A 21605-nucleotide genomic window follows, 5' to 3' on the forward strand; every position below is an offset into this window, starting at 1 on the left:
GAGCACCAGATGTCGAACGCCGCGCGCCCCGCAGCCCTGGTCGCCATGTGGCCCGACGTGTTCTCGACGCTCTTCGACGACGCCCGTCTGGCCCGGCTCCACGCGCTGTGCGAGGTCCGCGACGACGAGACCACCGGCGACCTCGACGACCCGGCGCTCGCCGCACGGCTCGCTGAGGTCGAGGTGCTCATCACCTCGTGGGGAACCCCGCCGCTCACGGCGGAGCGACTCGACCGCATGCCCCGGCTGCGCGCGGTCTTCCACTGCGCCGGCACGGTCCGCTCGCTCGTGACCGACGCGGTCTGGGAGCGCGGCATCGTCGTCACCACGGCCGCCGAAGCGAACGCCATCCCGGTCGCCGAGTTCACCTTCGCCTCGATCGTGCTCGCCGGCAAACGGGCACAGGTCTTCGCCCGCGACCCTCGGGCGCACCGTCGCGAGTGGCGCACCCTGCTTGAGACCACGAACCTGTCCAACCTCGGACGCCGCGTCGGCGTCGTCGGCTTCTCGCGCATCGGCCGTCGCGTCGTCGCCCTGCTCCAGCAGCTCGACGCGGTCGAGGTGCTCGTCGCCGACCCCTACGCCGACGCCACGGTCGTGGCCGCGGCCGGAGCCCGCCTCGTCTCGCTCGACGAGCTCCTGCCGAACGTCGACGTGCTCTCGCTGCACGCCCCGGAGCTCCCGGAGACGAAGCGCATGATCGGGGCTGCCCAGCTCGCGGCGCTCCCGGACGGCGCCACGGTGATCAACACGGCCCGCGGGAGCCTGCTCGACACCGACGCCCTCGCGGCGGAGTGCGCGAGCGGACGTCTCGACGCGATCCTCGACGTCACCGACCCGGAACCGCTGCCCGTGCACTCGCCGCTGCTCGACCTCCCGAACGTCTCGATCACCCCGCACATCGCGGGCTCCCTCGGCCGGGAGACGCTGCGCATGACGGACGCGGCGCTCGACGACCTCGAGCGGTTCCTCAACGGCGAGGACCCGCGCGAAGCCGTCCGGGTCGCCGACCTGGGGGTGAGCGCCTGATGGTCGCGCTCCTGACCGCCCCGGCGTCGGTGACGCTCGCCCTGGACCGCACCCTGTCACCGTCGACCGGCTGGCCGCGCAGGCACTGGGAGGACCTCGCGGACCGGCTGCTCGGCGGTGCCGAACCCTTCACCTCGCCCGGTCGTGCCCGCGTCCTGTTCCCGGGTGCGCCAGGCGGCTACGGCTCCGACATCGACGGGCTGGAGGGGTTCGCGCGGACGTTCATGCTCGCCGCCTTCCGCATCGCCGGTGATCCCGCACGGACGGGTGACCTCGTCGAACGCTACGCCGCCGGCCTCGCAGCGGGCACCGACCCGGACTCCCCGGAGCGGTGGCCGCGGCCGGACGAGGTCGACCAGGCCAAGGTCGAGGCCGCAGCCATCGCGATCGGACTCCACCTCACCCGTGCCGAACTCTGGGACCGTCTCGACGACCGGACCAAACGCACGACGATCGATTGGCTCGCATCCGTCATCGGCCAGCCGTACCCGCCCATCAACTGGGTGTGGTTCCGCATCGTCGTCGAGGAGTTCCTGCGCACGGTCGGCGGCTCGTTCTCGGAGGCGGACCTCGAGGAGGATCTCGCGATCGCGGACGGTTTCTTCCGCGAGGACGGCTGGTTCGCCGACGGCGGCACGCGAGCCTACGACCACTACACCGGGTGGGCGCTCCACCTCTATCCGGTGCTGTGGCGCACGATGCTCGCGCCGGGCCACCCGCATCAGGCACGCCTCGACCGCTACGACGCCCACCTCGACCGCTACCTGGAGGACGCCGTCACGCTCGTCGGCGCGAACGGTTCGCCGCTCGTCCAGGGGCGGAGTCTCATCTACCGCTTCGCCGCCGCCGCCCCGTTCTGGGCCGGTGCGATGGCCGGGTCCACCGCGCTGTCGCCGGGACTCATCCGTCGGGCGGCCAGCGGTGTCGTGTCGCACTTCGACGCGGCCGGTGCACCCGACGACCGCGGGATCCTGACGCTCGGCTGGCACCACGAGTGGCGGCAGCTCGCACAGTCCTACTCCGGCCCCGGTTCGCCCTACTGGGCGTCCAAAGGCATGCTCGGGCTCGCGCTCCCGGCCGAACACCCGGTGTGGACGGCGATCGAGGAACCACTGCCGATCGAGCGGGGCGACGTCCTCCGCACCGTCGTCGCCCCGGGCTGGATCGTCAGCGGGACGACCGCCGACGGCATCGTCCGCGTCGTCAACCATGGGACGGACCACGCGAACGACGGCGTCGCCCAACGCGATGCGCCGCTGTACGCGCGACTCGGGTACTCGACGGCGACCGCGCCGGTGCTCTCGGCTGACGCCCGCGATCCGTTCGACGGATCGGTGGTGCTCCTGGACACCGAGGGTGTCCCGAGTCACCGTTCCGGGTTCACCAGAGGTGCGCTGACGCCGCTGCCGACCTCCGACGGATCGTCCACCGGTTGGGCGACATCCTCCGGTCTCGCCCGCTGGATCGACGCCGATGCCGACGGCCCGGACCATGGCCACGGTCACGCGGCGGACCGGACCCGCACCGGCGCGCGGATCGACCTCTGCTCGGCCGTCCGCGGCCCGTGGGAGGTGCGGTTCGTCCGCGTCGTCCCCGGCGCCGGCGACGAGGTCCCGCTCGGCGCACTGCGTGTCGGCGGGGGGACCGTCAGCGGTCGTGACCTGGCCGTCGCCACCGACCCGACCTCGGCAGTCGCCGTCGCCGACGGGGTGCGTTCGGCTGTCGTCGCGCTCCCGAACGAGCGCGACCCGTTCCCGACCGACGTGCTCCGGTCAGGCGTCCGCGACCTCGACGACGCCACCCCGCTCGGACCCCGTTCGGGCACGCCGTGGTGCGAGACCGACGCACCCGTCCGCCCGGACCACTGGCACGCGTTCGCGCTCCTCCTGGACGGCGCCACGCAGCCGGGCGTCGTCGCCCCGGCGATGGCGGGCGACGCCGGGTCCACCGGCCGCACCATCACCTGGCCGGACGGGGCGACGACCTCGCTCGACCTGCCCGCGTCGCACTGACGCCCACCGACCTCTCCATCCCGCAGCATCCCTGTTCCACCTGCACCGCCACCAGCACCGCCATCACCACCGACAGCACCACTACTCACCGAGGAGCATCCGCAATGAAGCGACCCATCCTGACCATCTCCGCGATCGCCGCAGCAGCCGGCCTCGCCCTCACCGGCTGCTCGGGTGCAGGCTCCGCCCAGCAGGACGAGGACGGCCCCGTCACGCTCAGCGTCTCCGTCTGGAACTACGACCAGACGCCCGAGTTCAAGGCGCTCTTCGACGCCTTCGAAGCCGAGCACCCCGACATCACGATCGAGCCCGTCGACATCCTCGCCGACGACTACTCCGACAAGGTCACGACGATGCTCGCGGGCGGCGACAAGACCGACGTCCTCACCATGAAGAACGTGACCGACTACGCGCGCTACGCGAACCGTGGCCAGCTCGTGGACGTGGGCGACGTCGTCGACGACATCGGCGCGGACAAGCTCGCGGGGATCGAGCCGTTCGAGCTCGACGACACCTACTACGCGGCGCCGTACCGGCAAGATTTCTGGCTGCTGTACTACAACAAGGCCATCTTCGATGCAGCAGGCATCGACCACCCCGACAACCTCACCTGGGACGAGTACGCGGACATCGCGGCGAAGCTCACCTCGGGCGACGGCGACTCCAAGGTCTACGGCACGTACAACCACTACTGGCGCTCCGTCGTCCAGTCGATCGCCGCAGCCCAGACCGGCGGCGACCTGATCAGCGGCGACTACGGCTTCATGCAGGACCAGTACGACCTCACCCTCGACCTGCAGGACAAGGGCTACGCGCTCGACTACGGCACGGCCAAGACCCAGCAGATCAGCTACCGCACCATGTTCGAGACCGGCAAGGCCGCGATGATGCCGATGGGCACCTGGTACATCGCGGGCATCGCGCAGTCCATCGAGACGGGCGCGACCGACGTCGACTGGGGTGTCGCGCAGATGCCGCAGCTCAAGGCCGGTGAGGAGACGGTGACCTTCGGTTCGCCGACCGCGTTCGCCGTCAACAAGAACTCCACGCACCAGGCTGCGGCGAAGACCTTCCTCGAGTTCGCCGCGAGCGAGGCGGGCGCCAAGGCGATCGCCGCGATCGGTGTCGTCCCCGCGTACCAGTCCGACGACGTCACCGCGGCGTTCACGGCCCTCCCGACCGACGACCTCTCGGTCAAGGCGTTCCAGGAGCCGAAGGACGTCGTCCTCGAGATGCCCGTGAGCGAGTACTCCTCCGACGTCAGCTCGATCCTCGACGAGGAGCACGACCTCATCATGGTCGGTGAGTCGGACGTCGACGACGCCATCACGAAGATGCAGGACCGCGTCAAGAACGACGTCCTCGTCGACTAGCCGCGATCGCGGGGCCGGCACGCCCGGCCCCGCGACCCCGCGTCCGCCCGGCGCGTCCCCACCGACCCCGCACCACCGTCCTCGAAAGGCTCGTCATGGCGATCGCAGCCCCACCGCAACGCACCCGCTCCAGCAGCCGCGTCCGCAGGAATGCGCTCGTCGGTTGGAGCTTCATCCTGCCGAACTTCATCGGCTTCGCGCTCCTGACCCTCATCCCGATGTGCGCGGCGTTCGTCATCGCGTTCATGAAGTGGGACTCGTACTCGCCGCCCGAGTGGGTCGGGTTCGCGAACTTCGCCCGCATGATGCGTGACGAGTCCTTCTGGATCGCGCTCGGCAACACCGCCTATTACGCGGCCGGGCACATCCCGCTCACGATCCTCGCGTCGCTCGGCCTGGCACTGCTCCTCAACCGCAAGCTCCGCGGCCTCGGCTTCTTCCGCACCGCGATGTTCTTCCCGTACATCACCTCGCTCGTCGCCGTCGCCGTCGTGTGGAACATGCTCTTCAACCCCACCGCCGGCCCGATCAACCAGTTCCTCGAGCTCATCGGTGTCGCCGACCCGCCCGGCTGGACGACGAGCTCCGCGTGGGCGATGCCGGCCGTGATCATCACGAGCGTGTGGCGCGACATGGGCTACTACATGGTGCTCTACCTCGCGGGCCTCCAGGCGATCCCGCAGGAGTACTACGAGGCCGCCGAGGTCGACGGTGCGAACGCCTGGCAACGGTTCTGGAACATCACGATCCCGTCGCTGCGTCCGACGACCTTCTTCGTCCTCATCATGGTGACGATCGCGAGTTTCAAGGTGTTCGACCTCATCGTCGTCATGACGGGAGGCGGGCCAGGCCGGTCCACGCTCGTCCTCTCGCAGCTCATCTACCGCGAGGGCATCACCGAGAACCGCTTCGGCTACTCCTCGGCGATCTCGCTCGTGCTGTTCATCATCGTGCTCGTCTTCACCGTCGTCCAGTTCAAGCTGCAGCAGAGGAAGGAACGCTGATGTCGACCAGCGCCACCACGCGTGCCTCGTCCACGGTCACGTCGTCGGCGGACGTCGCGATCGCCGAGGTCACCGACGCCATCACCCCACCCGTGCTGCCCGGGGCTGGAGGCAAGCGCACCCGGGTGCGCCGCCACGGTCCGATCTCGCCGCTGCGTCGCGTGCTCATCTACGTGATGCTCACCGTGCTGACCGCGATCATCTTCGTCCCGTTCTTCTGGATGGTCTCGTCGTCGCTCAAGCAGAACAACGAGGTGTTCTCGATCCCCGTCCAGTGGATCCCCACCGAGTTCGTCTGGCAGAACTACGTGGACATCTGGACCCGCATCCCGATGCTGACCTACCTCAAGAACTCGCTGTTCCTGTCGGTCACGATCACGATCCTGCAGGTGCTCACCGGGAGCTTCGCCGCCTACGGCTTCTCGAAGATGCACTTCAAGGGACGTGACGTCCTGTTCGTCGCCTACATCGCGACGATCGCGGTGCCGTGGCAGGCCTACATGATCCCGCAGTACATCATGATGCAGAACGCCGGCCTCGTGAACACGCACCTCTCGATCATCCTGCTGCAGGCGTTCGGCGCCTTCGGGGTGTTCCTCATGCGGCAGTACTACCTGACCATCCCCGACGAACTGAGCGAGGCAGCCCGCATCGACGGCCTCAACGAGTACGCGATCTGGTGGCGGATCATCCTGCCGCTCACGAAGCCGGCGCTCGCGAGCCTCGCGCTGCTGACGTTCGTCTCCACCTGGAACGACTACATGGGTCCGTTCATCTACCTGACGAGCAACGACCTCTGGACCGTGCAGCTCGGTCTGCGCTCCTTCGTCGGGCAGTACGACGCCGAATACGCGCTCATCATGGCCGGGTCCGTCGTCTCCGTCATCCCGATCGTGCTGATCTTCCTCCTCGGCCAGCGCTACTTCATCCAGGGCATCGCGACGAGCGGGATGAAGGGATGAGCGCGGTGACCGAGCGGCGGGCGGACAGCCGTGCCGGCGGCGTGCGCGGGCTGCTGCAGCCGCGCCGGGAGACCTTCGAGTCGGTGTTCGGCGTCGTGTACCGATCCCTCATGGTGGGCGTCGGCGTCGGGGTCGGCGCGCTCCCGCTGGCGGCCGCGATCGTCCTCGTCGCCGAGCCGCTCGCGAGCTGGCCGTTCCTGCTGCTGTGCTCGCTCCCGCTCGGCCCCGCCTTCGCCGCCGGTTGCTGGTCGTTCCAGCGGTCGCGCGACGCCGCCGATGCGGGGCCACTGCGGGAGGTCGGGATCGGCCTGCTGCGGACGTGGCGACCGGCGCTCGCCGTGTGGTCGCTCGTGTGCGCGCTCACCTTCGTCGTCGTGATCGACATCGTCGCCGTGTGGGGGACGCCGTTCGCGATGCTGCTCGGGCCGCTGCTCGTCGTCGTGCTGCTGCTCGCGGTCGTCGCAGCCTTCGGCGTCTTCGCCGGGTTGGCGGCCGCTCCGGGCCTGCGGTTCCGGGCCCAGCTGCTCGGCGGGCTCGTCCGGACCGTGCGTCGGCCAGGCACCTCGCTCCTCTCGCTCGTGCTCCTGGCCGCGTGGGCGGTCATCGTCCTCGCGCAACCGGTGCTCGGGCTCCTCGCCCTCGGCGGCTTCGTCCTCTACGCGGTCTGGAGCAACGCCGCGGCAGCGCTCGCCGACTGACGACCCGGATTGTCCGACGCCCGGGCCGGTTGAGTGGTTGGATCGACGCATGGGCGAGCACAGAGGTCACGAACACAGCGGTCAGCGGACACTCACCACCAGCGGATGGCACGACTTCTGGGCGAAGGGCGGCATCGGGCGGGCGTTCCTGCTGGCCATCGTCTACCTCGCCCTGTACCTCGGAGCCGGCTGGGTCGTCGGGCAGCTCTTCGGCGCACAGGTGGGCGAGGACGTCTTCGCGACCCCGCAGAGCGTGTTCTTCGGGCTCATGCTGCCGCTCATCGTCGGTTCCCTCGTCCTGGCCGGGTTCGTCCTGTCGGTCGGTTGGTTCCGGGAACTGTTCGCGAAGCAGCCGATCCGTGGGCGCTGGTGGATGTGGGCTGCTCCGATCGTGATCCTCGCCGCGGTCATCCTGCGGTTGCTCGGCATCGACTACGGGAGCTACGAGGGTTCCGTGGTCGTGGTCGCGATGCTGTCCGGGGTGTTCATCGGGTTCGCCGAGGAGATCCTGACCCGCGGACTGGTCGTGAAGATGCTGCGCGACGCCGGAAGTTCGGAGTGGATCGTGATGGTGATCTCCTCGCTGGTCTTCGCCCTGTTGCACGCCTCCAACCTCCTGTCGGGCCAGCCGCTCGTGACCGTGCTCGTGACCGTCGTCTACACCTTCGGATTCGGCGTGTGCATGTACCTGACGCTCCGGGTGACCGGCAACCTCATCTGGCCGATCCTGATCCACGGACTCTACGACCCGACGCTCTTCCTCTCGACCGGGGGGATCGACCACGCGGGAGCGGCCGCCGGTCAGAGCGTGTTCCTGGCGATCGCCGGTCCGGCCAACCTGCTCATCATGCTCGTGGCCGTGATCGGCTTGATCTTCGTCCGCGGGCACGTGCAGGCCCACCCGGCCGACGACGTGCTGCGGCCGTAGGTCGAACGGGCCTCATCGACCGGCCGAGTACGCTCGGACGGATGACCACCGCGCGGCAGTACCCGGCGACGATCGCCGCGCCGGTCGAGCACGAACTCGTGGTCAAGAAGTCTCGGTTCCTCGGCCTGGCGCACCCGGTCGCCTCGCCGGAGGAGGCCGAAGCGGTCATCGCGCGGGTGAAGAAGCAGGCGTGGGACGCGCGACACCACTGCGTCGCCATGGTCACGGGGCTGCTCGGCGACCAGGCCCGCTCGTCCGACGACGGTGAACCGTCCGGCACGGCGGGGATGCCGATCCTCGAGGTCATCCGGCGGCGCGAGCTGACCGACGTGGTCGTCGTCGTCACGCGGTACTTCGGCGGCGTCAAGCTCGGTGCCGGCGGGCTCGTCCGTGCGTACTCGTCGGCGGCCTCGGAGACGCTCGACCTCGCCGCGCTCGTGCGTCGCGAGACGCTGACGCGTGCAACGCTCGTCGTCCCGCACGCCGACGCCGGGCGGTACGACAACCTGCTGCGTGATTGGGCCGGCACCCATGGCGCCACCCTCGGAGAACCGGTCTACGGTGCGCAGGCGGAGCTGGAACTGTGGGCGCCGCCGGCCGAGCTGGAGCGGCTCCAGGCCGACGTGGCGTCAGCCTCCAACGGTTCGCTCGCGGTGGTCGTCGGGGAGGAGCGCGTCGTCGACGTCCCCGGCGGCTGACTTCGCTGAGCCGCCCGGATGTGCGCGGAATGGGCCAAATTCTGAGCAGATCCGGGCGACTCACGGGAACGGGCGATCCCGATAGGGTCGGACCATGCACACCGACGTGACCCGCATCGACGGGCTTCCCGACCTCGCCTGGACCTCGACCCCCGGAATCGCATCGTCCGACGCCGATACCGGAGCGCTCACCCTCACCTCCGCCGCCGGCGTCGACTGGAGCAACAGCTCGCTCGGTGGGCCGCGTGAGTTGCGTGCCACGGCGCTCGCCTTCGACGCACCCGAACACTTCACGCTCTCGGCGCGGGTCGCGGTCGTGAGCGAGCGCAGCACCTTCGACGCCGGTGCGCTCGCACTCTGGATCGACGACGACCACTGGGCCAAGCTCTGCTTCGAGCAGTCGCCACAGGGGCAGGCGATGGTGGTGAGCGTCGTGACGAACACCTGGTCGGACGACGTGAACTCGACGCACGTCTCAGCCGACCACGTGTGGATGCGTGTCAGCCGTCTCGGTGAGGCATGGGCGTTCCACAGCTCGACGGACGGTCTCACCTGGGACTTCGTCCGGGTCTTCCGCCTGCACAGCGACGCCCCGGTGCGGGTCGGTTTCCTCTCGCAGGCGCCGCTCGGCCCGCCCTGCGAGGCGCGGTTCGACGAGATCGCCTTCGGCACCGAGCCGCCGACGGACCTCCGCGACGGGAGTTAGCCGGCAACACCCGAGACCGCCGACGACAGCAGTGGAACGACCCTGTCCGCCCGAGTCGGCCCCGACACACGAGGAAAGAACATGACGCACAACGGCCCGCCAGCGCTGCCCGAGCTCGCCGTCACCGGCTCGACCGGCGCGGTCGGAGGACACGTCTCGACGCTCCTCGCCGACCGCGGGCTGTCGCAGCGACTGCTCGCCAGGACCCCCTCGCGCGCACCGGATCTTCCCCGTGCCGTCGTCGTCCCGTTCGCCTATCGGGACGACGAGGAGACCGCCCGTGCGCTCGCCGGGGTGCGGGTGCTGTTCATGGTGTCCGGTGCGGAGAGCGAGGACCGCCTCGACCAGCATCGGGCGTTCGTCGACGCTGCGGCGCGGGCCGGCGTGGAGCAGGTGGTGTACACCTCGTTCGTCGGCGCGGCGCCGGACGCCGTCTTCACCCTCGCCCGTGACCACTTCGCGACGGAGCAGCACATCCGCGAGTCGGGCATGGTGTGGACGTTCCTCCGCGACAACTTCTACGCGGACTTCATGCCGATGCTCGTCGGCGAGGACGGCGTCATCCGCGGTCCTGCCGGAGCCGGGCGCGCAGCCATCGTCGCCCGCAGGGACGTGGCGCGGGTCGCGGCCGCGGTGCTCGCCGATCCTTCGGCTCACGCGGGACGCACGTACGGTCTGACCGGTCCCGAAGCACTGGACTTCTCCGAGATCGCGGCGATCGTCGCCGCGCGGCAGGGGCGCGAGGTGCGGTTCCACGACGAGACCGTGGAGGAGGCGTACGAGTCGCGGCGCGTCTGGGCGGCACCCGATTGGCAGGTTGACGCCTGGGTGTCGACCTACACCTCGATCGCCAGCGGGGCGATGGCCGACGTGACCCACGACGTCGAGTCGATCACGGGGAGGCCACCGTTGTCGCTCGCGCAGCTGCTCGGCCAGGACGGCTGATCCGTCGCGCACGGACCGATCGGCTCGCAGGTCGACCGGTTGGGGGAGTAGCGTCGCCCGCATGAGAATCCTCGTGATCGGTGCCAGTGGACATGTCGGGCGAGCGGCGCAGGACGCCCTTGCGGAGCGTCACGAGGTGATCGCGGTGTCGCGCTCGACGGCGCCGGCCGTCGACACCACCGACGAGGCGTCGATCGAGGCGCTGTTCGCGGAGGTGGGCGAGGTCGACGCCGTGATCGTCGCCGTCGGATCGGTCCCGTTCAAGCCCGTGGGGGAGTTGACGCGCGACGACTACCGCGCAGCCTTCCTCGGCAAGGTGCTCAGCCAGCTCGACGTCGTGCGGATCGGGACGCCGTTCGTCCGCGACGGCGGCTCCTTCACACTCACGACGGGCATCCTCGCCCGCGAGCCGATCGCGACCGGTGCTGCGGCCTCGATGGCCAACGGAGCGGTCGAGTCCTTCGTGATCGGTGCCGCCCCGGAACTCCCACGTGGCATCCGCATCAACGCCGTCAGCCCCACCGTTCTCGCCGAGGCCACCGGCTATCACGACGCGTTCCCGGGCTTCGCGCCCGTCGCGTCCGACGTGGTCGGCCTCGCCTTCGTGCGCGCGGTGGAGGGTGTCGGCACCGGGCGGGTGCTCGCGCTGGACTGAGCCCTCGCGATCCCCTCAGTCGTGCTCTCGACGCGGTCGACGCCCCAGCGCTATGGTCGGCGCATGACCCGCTTCCTGCTGAGCATCGCCGTCAGTCTGCTGTCCTCGGCCATCGGGCTGCTCGTCGCCGACTGGGTCGTCCCCGGCGTCCGGCTGTCCCTCGGGGGCTTCGTCATCGCCGTCGTCGTCTTCACGATCGCGCAGGGCGTCCTCGGGCCCTTCATCCTCCGCCTGGCGCGACGGTACGCCTCGGCGATCCTCGGCGGCATCGGACTCGTGACGACACTCGTGTCGCTCTTCGTCGCGTCGATCCTCCCCGGCGGCCTCCACATCCGCGGTGTCCTGGCCTGGGTGCTCGCACCGCTGGTGGTGTGGCTGGTCACGGCGCTCGGGAGCTGGATCCTCGGCTGGGCGCTCATCACGCGACGGTTCGGCGACCGGGATCGTGACCGGGGCCGTACGAGCTCGAAGCGGTAGGCGGCGGCGCAGCCCGGACGGGATCAGCGGCTGGCGGCCAAGGCGGCTGCCAGCTCGACGCGGCTCGCGACGCCGAGCTTCCGCAGGACGTTCGCGATGTGGAACTTCACGGTGTTCTCGCTGATGGTGAGGGTCTCGGCGATCGCCCGGTTCCGTGCTCCACCGGCGGCCAGCTCGGCGACGCTCCACTCGCGCTCGGTCAGCGCGGCGGCCGCCGAGTCGGAACGTGTCTGGGCTGCGGGCGGTGGGTCGAGCGGAAGCGTCACGTGCAGTTCCGAACCCCACCCGGGCGTCGCCTGGACATCGAGACTGCCACGGAGGGCGGCGACGCGAGCGCCGAGCTGCTGCACGCTCGGGGTGTCGGCCGTCAACTCACCGGGGCCGTCGTCGCGGATGCCGATGAGCAGGTTGCTGCCGTCGCAGTCCCACTGCACGCGGACCCGCCCGACCGACGACTGCTCGACGAGCGCGAGGACCGTGCCGCGGACGATCGCCCGTCCGGCGTGCGCCACCTCGCCGGGCAGAGCCCGACCGTCGACGGGCGGCTCGATGAACTGGACCTCGGGACCGCCGAAGCGGGCCAGCGGGCGGAGGTCCTCGCGGAGTCTGGCGAAGGCGCGCGCGACCGGTTCCTCGGCCAACTGACGGTCGCGGTCGGACACCGCCCGCAGCTCGACCATCGCGGCCGAGGCGATCTCGGTCACTGCCGCCCGGGCGTCCTCCGGCGACGTCTGCCGCGACCGGGTCACCGCGAGGATCGACTCCAGCGTCGTCGCATGGGCGTCGGTGAGCTCCGCGATCGCGCCGGCCCGCTCGCTCGACGCCGCCCGCGAGTCACGGAGGTAGTCGGGGGCCGCCGTCGCCACCTGCTGGCGGATACCCGCCGCGACGACCTCCCACAGGGCGCCGACGAGCCGGTCGTCGATCGGACCCTGCGGGTCGGTCAGGACGAGGAGGGCGCCGGTGTCGGCCAGCCAGGCCGCGATCGGACGCTCCGCGCCCGCGATCACCGCCGACGTCGGCCGGTCGGCGTATGGTCCGGCATCAGGGGTGGCCGTGGTGACCGGGCCGCGCGGGGTGCGCTGTCGGACCGCGTCGAGCTCGGCGATCGTGACGCCCTCGACGATCGCGGGGTCGCCGGCCTTCTTCCGGGGGCGGCCGGTGCAGTCCTCGGTGAAGATCACGAGCGCGGAATGCGTGACGACCGGCTCGAGGACCTCCCGGAACGCACCGGCGATGCGGAGCAGCGAGCTGGATGCGACGGAGGCCAGGCCGTCGAGCAGCTCGACCGGGTAGGTGACAGGGCGTTCGATCATGTCCGCACCCTATCCCATCGGCCCGCACCCACCCGTTCGGGTAGGTGGAACCGCTCGGGCGAGCGGCGGCGTACCTACCCAATCACACCCAGGATGGAGGGATGTCGAACCCCACCGTCCCTCCATCCACGTCGGTGACGTCTGCGACCTCGACGGTCCAGGGAGCGCTCACCGCGATCGACGCCGAGCTGCATCGCACCGTGTCGAGCCTGCTGGGGGCCGATCCGGCCCCATTCGCCGGCGCATTCGACCGCCTGCGAACGGCGGACCGCGTGTTCGTGTCCGGTGCCGGTCGTTCCGGTCTCGCGCTCCGCATGACCGCCATGCGACTCATGCACCTCGGGCTCACCGTGCACGTCGTCGGCGAGACGACGACGCCCGCCATCAGCTCGGGTGACGTCCTGCTCGTCGCCAGCGGCTCCGGTACGACGACGGGTGTGGTCCGTGCCGCGGACACGGCCGTCTCCGTCGGGGCCGAGGTGGTCGCCATCACGACCGACCCCGCATCCCCGCTCGCAGAACTGGCCGCCGAGACGATCGTCGTCCCCGCCGCGCAGAAGACCGACCACGGCGGCACGCGTTCCGTGCAGTACTCGGGGAGCCTCTTCGAGCAGGCGGTCATGCTGCTCGGCGATGCGTTCTTCCATGCGCTCTGGCAGTCCGACGGCGTCAGCGCCGAGGAGCTGTGGCCGCGCCACGCGAACCTCGAGTAGTCGCCCGCTTCCTTCCCACGCGCCCGGCGGACGTCGGACGCATCCCATCACGACAGAAAGCAGCACCACATGAAGCTCCAAGTAGCCATGGACGTCCTCACCACCGAGGCAGCCCTCGAACTCGCCGGGAAGGTCGCGCCCTACGTCGACATCCTCGAGCTCGGCACACCCCTCATCAAAAGCGAGGGCCTGCGTGCCGTCACCGCGATCAAGGACGCCCACCCCGACAAGATCGTGTTCGCCGACCTCAAGACCATGGACGCCGGCGAGCTCGAAGCCGACATCGCCTTCTCCGCCGGTGCGGACATCGTCACCGTCCTCGGGACCGCCGGTGACAGCACGATCGTCGGCGCCGTGAAGGCCGCGAAGGCGCACGGCAAGTCCGTCGTCGTCGACCTCATCGGGGTCGCCGACAAGGTGCAGCGCGCGAAGGAGGTCACCGCTCTCGGTGCCGCGTTCGTCGAAATGCACGCCGGTCTCGACGAGCAGGCGGAGGAGGGCTTCACCTTCCAGACGCTCCTGTCCGACGGTGAAGCGGCCGCCGTGCCGTTCTCGGTCGCCGGTGGCGTGAACGTGTCGACGATCGCGTCGGTGCAGCAGGCGGGCGCACAGGTCGCCGTCGCCGGCGGTGCGATCTACTCGGCCGACGACCCGGCGGCCTCCGCGGCAGCCCTCCGCGCGGCAATCGTCGCCTAACCCGCCCGCCAACCCCGCACCCGTGGGGTTGGCCAGCGCGGTGCGCTGACGTGAGCGCGGTGCATCGGACGTGAGCGCGGGTCTCCAGAGACCCGCGCTCACGTGTCCGGGGCGCGCCCGGGTCAGCGCACCGCGCTGGCGCAACGGGTGGGTCGGCTGGGTGAAGCCCGAACATCGGACGGGTTTCGGGCGTGACGCGGCATACTGGGCGGATCACCACGCGACGCTCGTCGGATGAGCGCGCGGCCGAGTACCCGGAGGATCCGCCGATGACGACCGATTCCAGCCCAGAGCAACCCATCGCACAGACGACCTCGGGAACGGTCCGCGGGACGCGCCGCGCCGATGGATCGGTCGCCTTCCTCGGCATCCCGTTCGCCGAGCCGCCGACCGGAGCGAGACGGTTCCGGGCACCCGAGCCCAAGGCGCCCTGGGACGGACTCCTCGACGCGACCGCCTACGGCGCGACACCGCAGCGGAAGGCCCTGGCCGAGATCACGACGATCCCGGAACCGTCGATCCCCGGCGACTCGACGCTCAACGTCAACGTCTTCACGCCCGACCCGACGCCCGCCGCAGACAGTGCCGGTCTGCCCGTCCTCGTCTGGATCCACGGCGGCGGCTTCATCGCCGGGTCACCCGCGAGCCCCTGGTACGACGGCCGCGCCTTCAATCGCGACGGCGTCGTCACGGTCTCCGTCTCCTACCGCCTCGGCTTCGACGGCTTCGGCTGGCTGCCCGACGCCCCCGCCAACCGCGGCGTCCTCGACTGGATCCTCGCGCTCGAGTGGGTCCGCGACAACATCGCGTCCTTCGGCGGCGACCCGCAGCGCGTGACGATCGCCGGCCAGTCCGCCGGCGGCGGGTCCGTCATGACCCTGCTCACGGTCCCGTCGGCGCAACACCTGTTCCACCGGGCGATGTCCGTGTCCGGCGTCCCCGGCGACGTCCCGCTCCACGAGGCGCAGGCCCTGACTGCGCGACTCGCCGAGCATCTCGGGGTGCCCGCGACCCTGGCTGGTTTCGCGAGCGTCCCGGAGGCGACGCTGATCGAGGCCCAGCGCTTCGAACTCGTCCCCGGCGGCGCGACCGACCCGGAGTCCGTGCTCCGCGGGATGACGACGATGAACGGCCGCCTCGGCCTCGGCCCGGTCGTCGACGGCGAGTTGGTCGTCGACACCGTCGAAGCCGGCATGATCGCGGGACGAGGCGCGGACAAGCCGTTGCTCGTCAGTGCGACCCGAGAGGAGTTCGCCGGGTTCTTCACCGGTCGACTCGACGACTTCGACGCCGTGGCGCCGACGCGTGCCCTGGAACTGATGGGCGTGCCGGAGCCGCTCGCCGAGGCGTACGTCGCGACCCAGCCCGGCGAACGCACGGGACTCGTCGCGGGGCGCTTCGTGAGCGACGTCATGTTCCGGGAGCGCGTCGTCCGCTGGCTGGCGCTGCGGGACGACGCCGAGACGTGGGTCTCCGACTTCGTGTGGCGCTCGGCGGTGAGCGGGATCGCGGAGCACTGCCTCGACGTCCCGTTCATCTTCGATGTGCTCGACGACCCGGACGTCACCCGGGTGGCGGGCCCGCACGCGCCGCAGCAACTCGCGGATCGGATCCATGACGCGGTCGTGGCGTTCGTCCGAGACGGGTCGCCGGGCTGGTCGCGGTCCGACCGCGACGCCTCCGGGATCGAGGTGTTCGACGCGGCCGGAGCGCCGCCGGTCGAGCCCTTCGCGAGTGCACGCGTGCTCGTAGCGGCGAAGCGACTCGCGGAAGCGGCGTCGACGACGGCCTCGACACCGGTCTGACGGGCCCGGGCACTCGGCTCGTAGGACGAACCGGGTCGTTCTGCCAGGGGGTGTGGCTGTGAGGCGTCCCGCGTTACCGTCGGGACACGAGGAAAGGAAATGAGCATGAGCGACCCACGAGACGAGATTGACGACCCGATCGGCGACGCGCAGGAGGCGATCTCCCGAGCGCTGCCCGACAACGCTCCCGAGAGCGACGATCCGATGGCGGCGCCGACGGTCGACGACCCGGGCTCCGAGCCAGGTGACGGCGACCCCGCCGACCAGCCGGGCCTCCTCTAGCGCAGCTCGCCGGGGCGACCCGCAGCTCGGGAATCCCTGGTCAGCGCGGTGCTGCCGCCCGAGGTGTGCTGAACCGGCGCCAGCGCGGTGCGCTGGTCCGAGCCCCTGGGATCAGGCCTGACTGCGGCGCACGCGCGTGAGCGCGACCCTCTGGAGACCCGCGCTCACGCGTGTGGCCCGCGCTCGCGTCAGCGCACCGCGCTGGCGCAAGCCGAAACGCAGGAGGGCGGAGGTGTGCAACGCGGGGGCGCTCCGCGCGCGTAGCGGAACGACTTCGAGCGATGTCAACCCCCGGGACGGAATGGTCGGGCCCCCATACGGTGGACGGAGTTCTGCGAAAGGAGCTTCACCATGAACATCCTGCTCATCATCGTCATCGTCGTTGCCATCGTTCTCGCCATCACCGGTGGGTTCGTCCAGTCCCTCAACTTCCTGCTGTGGGTCGGCCTCGTGCTGCTCGCGATCGCGATCATCGCGTTCTTGATCAGGACGATCACGGGTCGCAAGGCCCTCTAACTCGAATTCGAGTTCACGAAGCGGTCGGTCCCTCCGGGGGTCGGCCGCTTCGCTGTGTCCGGGGTGGTGCGTCCGGGAACGATCCGAGTCCTACCGCAGCGACGGGTCGACGCTCGTCCGCCGGAGCACCGCGTCGGCGAAGGCCCCGAACAACCGCTCGCCGGCCTCCCGCATCGGCCCCGCCGCCGCGGCGACCTCGGCTCGCAGGCGGTCGGCGGCCTCCTCGGCGGTCCCCGTCACGAACGGCAGGTCGCGGAGCATGACCGGCTCCGCGAGCCACTGATCGAGCATCGGCGGGTCGACCTCGAGGTGGAACTGCGTCGCGAAGACCCGGTCCTCGATCCGGAACGCCTGGTTCGGCGTCGACGGCGTCGACGCGAGGACCGTCGCTCCATAGGGAGCCTCGACGACGTCGCCGTGCCAGTGCAGCACCGGCAGGCGCTCGCCACGCATGCCGAGCTCGCTCTCGGTCAGGAGCTCGACGTCACCGACACCCACTTCATGCGCGGCCGCCGAGTGGAGCGTGGCTCCGAGGGCCGTCGCGATGAGCTGATGCCCGAGACAGACCCCGAACACCGGGATGCCGAGCACCGCCGCATCGCGCACCAGCTGCGCTTCGAGACCGAGACCCGGGTGCTCCTCCACGTCGAGCGCGCCCATCGGGCCGCCGAGGAGGACGAGCCCGTCGAACCCGGTGATCTCGCGCGCCGGCGGCAGCTCACGGCGCTCGACGATGGTGTCGAGCGTCCAGTCGATCCCCGACGCCGTCAGCACCTCGCCGAGCACCGCCGGTCGCTCCCAAGGGACGTGCTGCAGGACGAGGACGTGCGGTCTGGTCATCGGAGGCCTCCAGGTCGCTGGGGCGGCGCGACCGGTCTCCGCCGGGTCGCGGAGGTCCGCGCCGTGCGAGCATCGTAGCGAATCCGGGCGTCGTCACCGGCCCGAGGCTTCGGGCTCCCGGCCGATACACTGTCACCGTGCTGCTCTCGGACCGTGACATCAAAGCCGAACTCGACGCCTCTCGCATCGCGCTCGACCCCTACTCGCCGGAGATGATCCAGCCGTCGTCCATCGACGTGCGCCTCGATCGCTTCTTCCGCCTCTTCGACAACCACAAGTACCCCTTCATCGATCCCGCGGAGGATCAGCCGGAGTTGACGCGCCTCATCGAGACGCTGCCGAACGAGCCGTTCATCCTGCACCCCGGCGAGTTCGTCCTGGGGTCCACCTACGAGCGGGTCTCCCTTCCGGACGACGTCGCAGCGCGTCTCGAGGGCAAGAGCTCGCTCGGTCGTCTCGGGCTCCTCACGCACTCCACCGCCGGCTTCATCGACCCGGGCTTCACCGGCCACGTCACCCTCGAGCTCAGCAACGTCGCGACGCTGCCGATCAAGCTCTGGCCGGGGATGAAGATCGGTCAGATGTGCTTCTTCCGGCTCACGTCACCGGCCGAGCGCCCGTACGGGTCGAGCGAGTACAGTTCCAGGTATCAGGGACAGCGCGGACCCACCGCCTCCCGTTCCTTCCAGAACTTCCACCGGACCGACGTCGGCGAGACGCAACGCTGACGCAGGACTGAGGCGGGCGTCCCGACGACGGGCGAGCAGGTGGACCAGCAGAAAGGCCCCGCCATGAGCACGTCAGAGCGACCCGACTTCGCCCGCGCGATCACCGCCGACGGGCCGACGCCGCTCTACCCGCGTCGCATGGTCCGGTTCGGCCAGTTCGTCGGGTCCTGGGACGTCCACTCGAAGCGCCTCGACGACGAGAGCGGCGAGTGGGTCGAGTCCGACTTCCGGTGGATCGTGTCGTACATCCTCGAGGGGCGTGCCGTGCAGGACGTCCAGCTCGTCGCGAACGACGCGGAGCCGTCGGGCTGGGAGACGGTCAGCACGGCTCTCCGTGTCTACGACCGGTTGATGGGCGCCTGGCGCGTGAACTACGTCGAGCCACGGCGCGGGGAGTTCTGTCAGCTCGTCGCGACGCCGCACCGCGCCGACGGCATCCGCCAGGACGGCACGCGGAACGACGACAAGCTCATCCGGTGGAACTTCAGCGGCATCACCGAGGACTCGTACACCTGGGAGAGCTGGGTGTCCGACGACGAGGGCGTGACCTGGTGGCTGCAGGAGCACAACGAGGGTCGCCGCATCGCCTGAACCGGTGCTGCCCGGGCACGTGCCCGTGCTCGGGGCACGTGGAACAGGGCGTGCCGCCGGAGCGGAGACGTGCCGCGAGCGTCGACGCGACACTCAGGTGTCGGTGCGAGCCAGGCGCTCCAGGAAGGCCGCCAGCTGCTCGCGCTCGGCGGGGGAGAAGCCGTCGAGGACACGCTCTTCGGCGGTGAGGTGATCGGGTAGGGCTGCTTCGACGAGGCGCTTGCCGGCCGGGGCGAGGGCGACGACCGTGCCGCGCCCGTCCTGCTCACTCGGACGGCGCGTCACGAGACCGCGCTCGACGAGCTTGTTCACCCGCTGGGCGATCGCGCTCGACGTCACCATCGACCAGTGGGCGAGGTCCTTCGGGGCGAGCTCGTGCGGTGAGCCGGCGCGGAGCAGGGTGGCGAGCACATCGAACGAGGCGCTGTCGAGACCGTGCTCGGCGAAGGTCGAGGACAGGCGTGCGTCGACCGCCGTCGCCGCTCGCGACAGTCGTCCGATGACGGCCATGGGCGAGACGTCGAGGTCGGGTCGCTCGGTCCGCCACTGGCTCAGGATGTCGTCGACGCGCGTGCTCATCCAGCCAGCCTAGCGATTCGCTTAGTGCTGAGCTATTATTGCTCAGTGCTTAGCAATCAACTCCGCGTCGCCGCCGTCACCGCCATCGCCCCGATCAGCTGGGGGACGACCTACCTCGTCACGAGCGAACTGCTCCCGCCGGGACGACCGCTGCTGGCAGCCGTGCTCCGAGCGCTGCCGGCCGGCCTCCTGCTCCTCGCGATCACCCGGACCCTGCCGGTCGGTGGCTGGTGGTGGCGGTCGCTCGTGCTCGGCACCCTCAACATCGGCGCCTTCTTCGCGTTCCTCTTCCTCGCCGCCTACCGGCTGCCCGGCGGGGTCGCCGCGACCATGGGGGCGATCGGGCCGGTACTCGTCGCCGTGCTCGCGAGCCTGCTGGTGGGGGAGGCGTTGACCGTGCGCCGCGTCGTCGCCGGGTTCGCCGGGGTGCTGGGTGTCGCCCTCATCGTGCTGCAGGCCGACGCGCGTCTCGACGCGGTCGGCGTCGTCGCCGCACTCGCCGGGGCGGTCTCGATGTCGCTCGGATCAGTGCTGAGCAAGCGGTGGGGGAGGCCGCAGGTCGGCCGCCGGATCGGCGCCCGCCGGCGCACGAGCCCGGACCTTGACCCGAACGCCGGCAGCGGCGCACCGGTCTCCGGCCTCGCGCTGACCGCCTGGCAGCTCGTGGCCGGCGGTCTCGTCCTCGTGCCGGTGCTGCTCCTCGTCGAGGGACTTCCGTCGGACGCCCCGGACGCGGCGGCGATCGGCGGGTACGCCTACCTCTCCCTCGTCGGCACGGCCCTCGCGTACGCTCTGTGGTTCCGAGGCATCGCCGCGCTCCCCGTCGGGTCGGTGTCGTTCCTCGGCCTGCTCAGTCCCGTCGTCGCCGTGTTGGCAGGCCTCGTGGTCCTCGGCGAGGCGCTGAGCCTCGGACAGCTCCTCGGGATCGCGGTCGTCGCCGGCTCCCTCATCCTGGTCTTCACTGCGAGACGGCCCCGGGCCATACTGAGCGCATGAGATTCCGCACCGTCATCGAACTCCAGGGCAACAACACCGGCATCCTCGTCCCCGACGCCGTCGTCGAGGGCCTGGATCGCGGCAAGCGCGTGCCCGTCGTCGTCACCGTCGGTGCGACCACCTACCGCAGCACCATCACCCCGATGGGCGGCCGGTACCTGATCGCCCTGAGCGCCGCCAACCGCGCCGCCGCCGGGGTCGCGGGAGGCGACGAGGTCGAGGTGGACCTCGAGGTCGACGACGCACCGCGCGTGTTCCCGTTGCCGCCCGAGCTCGAGACGGCGCTCGCGGGAGACGAGCAAGCGCTCGCCGCCTACGGAGCCCTGTCGTTCAGCCGACAACGCGCGCTGGCCGAGCCGGTCGCACTGGCGAAGACGGACGCGACGCGCGACAAGCGGATCGCCGCGGCCCTCGAGGCGCTTCGCGGCGCCTGACCTCGCTCAGTCGCTGAATCTGTTCGGAAACCGGCTCGATCCGCGCAGATCCGGGCGACTCAGTGAGCGGTGGTCTCCGCGAGGAGCGGCACGACGAGCGGCAGCTGGAGCGTGAGCCACGGGCTGAACGCGAAGGGCGCCTGTTCGACGGACTCGAGGAGCGATCCGGGTTCGGCCCAGGCCCACTCCATGACCTCGTCGGGGTTCGGCTCGGGCGTCGCGTCCGTGTAGGCGACGTAGACCGGGCAGATCTCGTACTCGACCACACCCGAGGCGTCGACGGCGCGATACCGGAAGTCGGGCAGCACCAGTTGCGGCGCGGAGATCGGCAGGCCGAGCTCGGCACTCGCCCGACGCAGCACGGCGTCCACGCTGTCCTCGTCCGGGCCGGGGTGTCCGCAGAACGAGTTCGTCCAGACGCCCGGCCACGTGAGCTTCGAGAGCGCGCGCCGGGTCACGAGGATGCGACCGTCGGGCCCGATGACGTGGCAGGAGAACGCGAGGTGGAGCGGCGTCTCCAGCGTGTGGACGGTCGCCTTCGGCGTGGTGCCGATGCGGGTGCCGTCCTCGGCGAGCAGGACGACGAGTTCTTCGGGTACCGACATGCGTCCATTCTCCCCGA

Annotated in this window: 25 protein-coding genes; 21 read left to right on the forward strand and 4 right to left on the reverse strand. The window is 70.5% G+C overall.

The genetic code is table 11. The annotated features are described in order from the left end of the window. Positions 1–9: 9 nt before the first annotated feature. The 12 genes from CCK91_RS04320 (at position 10) to CCK91_RS04375 (ending at position 11487) form a co-directional block, all read left to right on the forward strand. On the forward strand, positions 10–1029 hold the full coding sequence (locus CCK91_RS04320) for a hydroxyacid dehydrogenase (RefSeq protein WP_086472996.1): 1020 nt from the start codon (positions 10–12) through the stop codon (positions 1027–1029). Next, positions 1029–3041, forward strand: a complete 2013-nt coding sequence (locus tag CCK91_RS04325) for a DUF2264 domain-containing protein (protein WP_086472997.1) — start codon at positions 1029–1031, stop codon at positions 3039–3041. The genes CCK91_RS04320 and CCK91_RS04325 overlap by 1 nt, the downstream gene beginning before the upstream one ends. A 104-nt stretch (positions 3042–3145) precedes the next feature. After that, positions 3146–4414, forward strand: a complete 1269-nt coding sequence (locus CCK91_RS04330; RefSeq protein ID WP_086472998.1) for an ABC transporter substrate-binding protein — start codon at positions 3146–3148, stop codon at positions 4412–4414. A gap of 95 nt (positions 4415–4509) precedes the next feature. Next, on the forward strand, positions 4510–5418 hold the full coding sequence (locus CCK91_RS04335; RefSeq protein WP_086472999.1) for a carbohydrate ABC transporter permease: 909 nt from the start codon (positions 4510–4512) through the stop codon (positions 5416–5418). Beyond that, a complete protein-coding gene (locus CCK91_RS04340) occupies positions 5418–6380 on the forward strand; it encodes a carbohydrate ABC transporter permease (RefSeq protein ID WP_207568180.1) in 963 nt (320 codons plus the stop codon). The genes CCK91_RS04335 and CCK91_RS04340 overlap by 1 nt, the downstream gene beginning before the upstream one ends. Beyond that, positions 6377–7078 carry a hypothetical protein gene (locus CCK91_RS04345; protein WP_086473000.1) on the forward strand — a complete coding sequence of 234 codons (702 nt, stop codon included), beginning with the start codon at positions 6377–6379 and terminating at the stop codon, positions 7076–7078. The genes CCK91_RS04340 and CCK91_RS04345 overlap by 4 nt, the downstream gene beginning before the upstream one ends. Before the next feature lie 49 nt (positions 7079–7127). Continuing rightward, positions 7128–8006 carry a CPBP family intramembrane glutamic endopeptidase gene (locus CCK91_RS04350; protein ID WP_086473001.1) on the forward strand — a complete coding sequence of 293 codons (879 nt, stop codon included), beginning with the start codon at positions 7128–7130 and terminating at the stop codon, positions 8004–8006. A gap of 41 nt (positions 8007–8047) precedes the next feature. Next, a complete protein-coding gene (locus tag CCK91_RS04355) occupies positions 8048–8704 on the forward strand; it encodes an IMPACT family protein (RefSeq protein WP_086473002.1) in 657 nt (218 codons plus the stop codon). 94 nt (positions 8705–8798) lie between these two features. After that, positions 8799–9410 (forward strand): DUF1349 domain-containing protein, encoded by a 612-nt coding sequence (locus CCK91_RS04360; RefSeq protein ID WP_086473003.1) that lies wholly within the window; start codon positions 8799–8801, stop codon positions 9408–9410. Positions 9411–9491: 81 nt separating this feature from the next. Continuing rightward, the gene (locus CCK91_RS04365; protein WP_086473004.1) at positions 9492–10355 is read left to right on the forward strand and encodes an SDR family oxidoreductase; all 864 of its coding nucleotides are present in this window, start codon (positions 9492–9494) and stop codon (positions 10353–10355) included. Between the two features lie 61 nt (positions 10356–10416). Next, on the forward strand, positions 10417–11010 hold the full coding sequence (locus CCK91_RS04370; RefSeq protein WP_086473005.1) for a short chain dehydrogenase: 594 nt from the start codon (positions 10417–10419) through the stop codon (positions 11008–11010). 63 nt (positions 11011–11073) lie between these two features. Beyond that, positions 11074–11487, forward strand: a complete 414-nt coding sequence (locus CCK91_RS04375; protein ID WP_086473006.1) for a phage holin family protein — start codon at positions 11074–11076, stop codon at positions 11485–11487. A 23-nt stretch (positions 11488–11510) separates the two neighbouring features. On the opposite strand, the gene CCK91_RS04380 is transcribed toward CCK91_RS04375, so the two are convergent. Next, on the reverse strand, positions 11511–12803 hold the full coding sequence (locus tag CCK91_RS04380; protein WP_086473007.1) for a LuxR C-terminal-related transcriptional regulator: 1293 nt from the start codon (positions 12801–12803) through the stop codon (positions 11511–11513). Between the two features lie 101 nt (positions 12804–12904). Between CCK91_RS04380 and hxlB the strand changes: the two genes are divergently transcribed. The 5 genes from hxlB (at position 12905) to CCK91_RS19605 (ending at position 16815) form a co-directional block, all read left to right on the forward strand. Next, positions 12905–13516, forward strand: coding sequence for a 6-phospho-3-hexuloisomerase (gene hxlB / locus CCK91_RS04385; RefSeq protein WP_086473008.1), 612 nt, complete (start codon positions 12905–12907; stop codon positions 13514–13516). Positions 13517–13585: 69 nt separating this feature from the next. Then, on the forward strand, positions 13586–14212 hold the full coding sequence (gene hxlA, locus CCK91_RS04390; protein ID WP_085511986.1) for a 3-hexulose-6-phosphate synthase: 627 nt from the start codon (positions 13586–13588) through the stop codon (positions 14210–14212). A gap of 269 nt (positions 14213–14481) precedes the next feature. Next, positions 14482–16017, forward strand: a complete 1536-nt coding sequence (locus CCK91_RS04395) for a carboxylesterase/lipase family protein (protein WP_086473009.1) — start codon at positions 14482–14484, stop codon at positions 16015–16017. A 105-nt stretch (positions 16018–16122) separates the two neighbouring features. Then, positions 16123–16299, forward strand: a complete 177-nt coding sequence (locus tag CCK91_RS19600; protein WP_165766984.1) for a hypothetical protein — start codon at positions 16123–16125, stop codon at positions 16297–16299. Between the two features lie 351 nt (positions 16300–16650). After that, complete coding sequence (locus tag CCK91_RS19605; protein ID WP_162852292.1) at positions 16651–16815, forward strand: hypothetical protein; 165 nt, start codon at positions 16651–16653, stop codon at positions 16813–16815. Positions 16816–16905: 90 nt separating this feature from the next. On the opposite strand, the gene CCK91_RS04405 is transcribed toward CCK91_RS19605, so the two are convergent. Next, positions 16906–17655 (reverse strand): type 1 glutamine amidotransferase, encoded by a 750-nt coding sequence (locus tag CCK91_RS04405; protein ID WP_086473011.1) that lies wholly within the window; start codon positions 17653–17655, stop codon positions 16906–16908. A 137-nt stretch (positions 17656–17792) separates the two neighbouring features. Between CCK91_RS04405 and dcd the strand changes: the two genes are divergently transcribed. Further along, the gene (dcd, locus tag CCK91_RS04410) at positions 17793–18383 is read left to right on the forward strand and encodes a dCTP deaminase (protein WP_056009122.1); all 591 of its coding nucleotides are present in this window, start codon (positions 17793–17795) and stop codon (positions 18381–18383) included. A gap of 63 nt (positions 18384–18446) precedes the next feature. Beyond that, positions 18447–18974: a hypothetical protein gene (locus CCK91_RS04415; protein WP_086473012.1), complete on the forward strand. Its 528-nt coding sequence runs from the start codon at positions 18447–18449 to the stop codon at positions 18972–18974. A gap of 93 nt (positions 18975–19067) precedes the next feature. Here the strand turns inward: CCK91_RS04415 and CCK91_RS04420 are convergent, their stop codons facing one another. After that, positions 19068–19553, reverse strand: coding sequence for a MarR family winged helix-turn-helix transcriptional regulator (locus CCK91_RS04420; protein WP_086473013.1), 486 nt, complete (start codon positions 19551–19553; stop codon positions 19068–19070). Between the two features lie 45 nt (positions 19554–19598). On the opposite strand from CCK91_RS04420, the gene CCK91_RS04425 reads away from it, so the two are divergent. Beyond that, entirely contained in the window at positions 19599–20549 is a 951-nt protein-coding gene (locus tag CCK91_RS04425) for an EamA family transporter (protein WP_086473014.1), read from the forward strand. Continuing rightward, the gene (locus CCK91_RS04430; protein ID WP_086473015.1) at positions 20546–20983 is read left to right on the forward strand and encodes a YdeI/OmpD-associated family protein; all 438 of its coding nucleotides are present in this window, start codon (positions 20546–20548) and stop codon (positions 20981–20983) included. Before CCK91_RS04425 ends, CCK91_RS04430 begins: the two co-directional genes overlap by 4 nt. Before the next feature lie 59 nt (positions 20984–21042). Here the strand turns inward: CCK91_RS04430 and idi are convergent, their stop codons facing one another. Continuing rightward, positions 21043–21588, reverse strand: a complete 546-nt coding sequence (gene idi, locus CCK91_RS04435) for an isopentenyl-diphosphate Delta-isomerase (protein WP_086473016.1) — start codon at positions 21586–21588, stop codon at positions 21043–21045. Between the last annotated feature and the right edge of the window lie 17 nt (positions 21589–21605).

This window comes from Plantibacter elymi (nom. nud.), assembly GCF_900177795.1.
Lineage (GTDB): Bacteria > Actinomycetota > Actinomycetes > Actinomycetales > Microbacteriaceae > Plantibacter > Plantibacter elymi.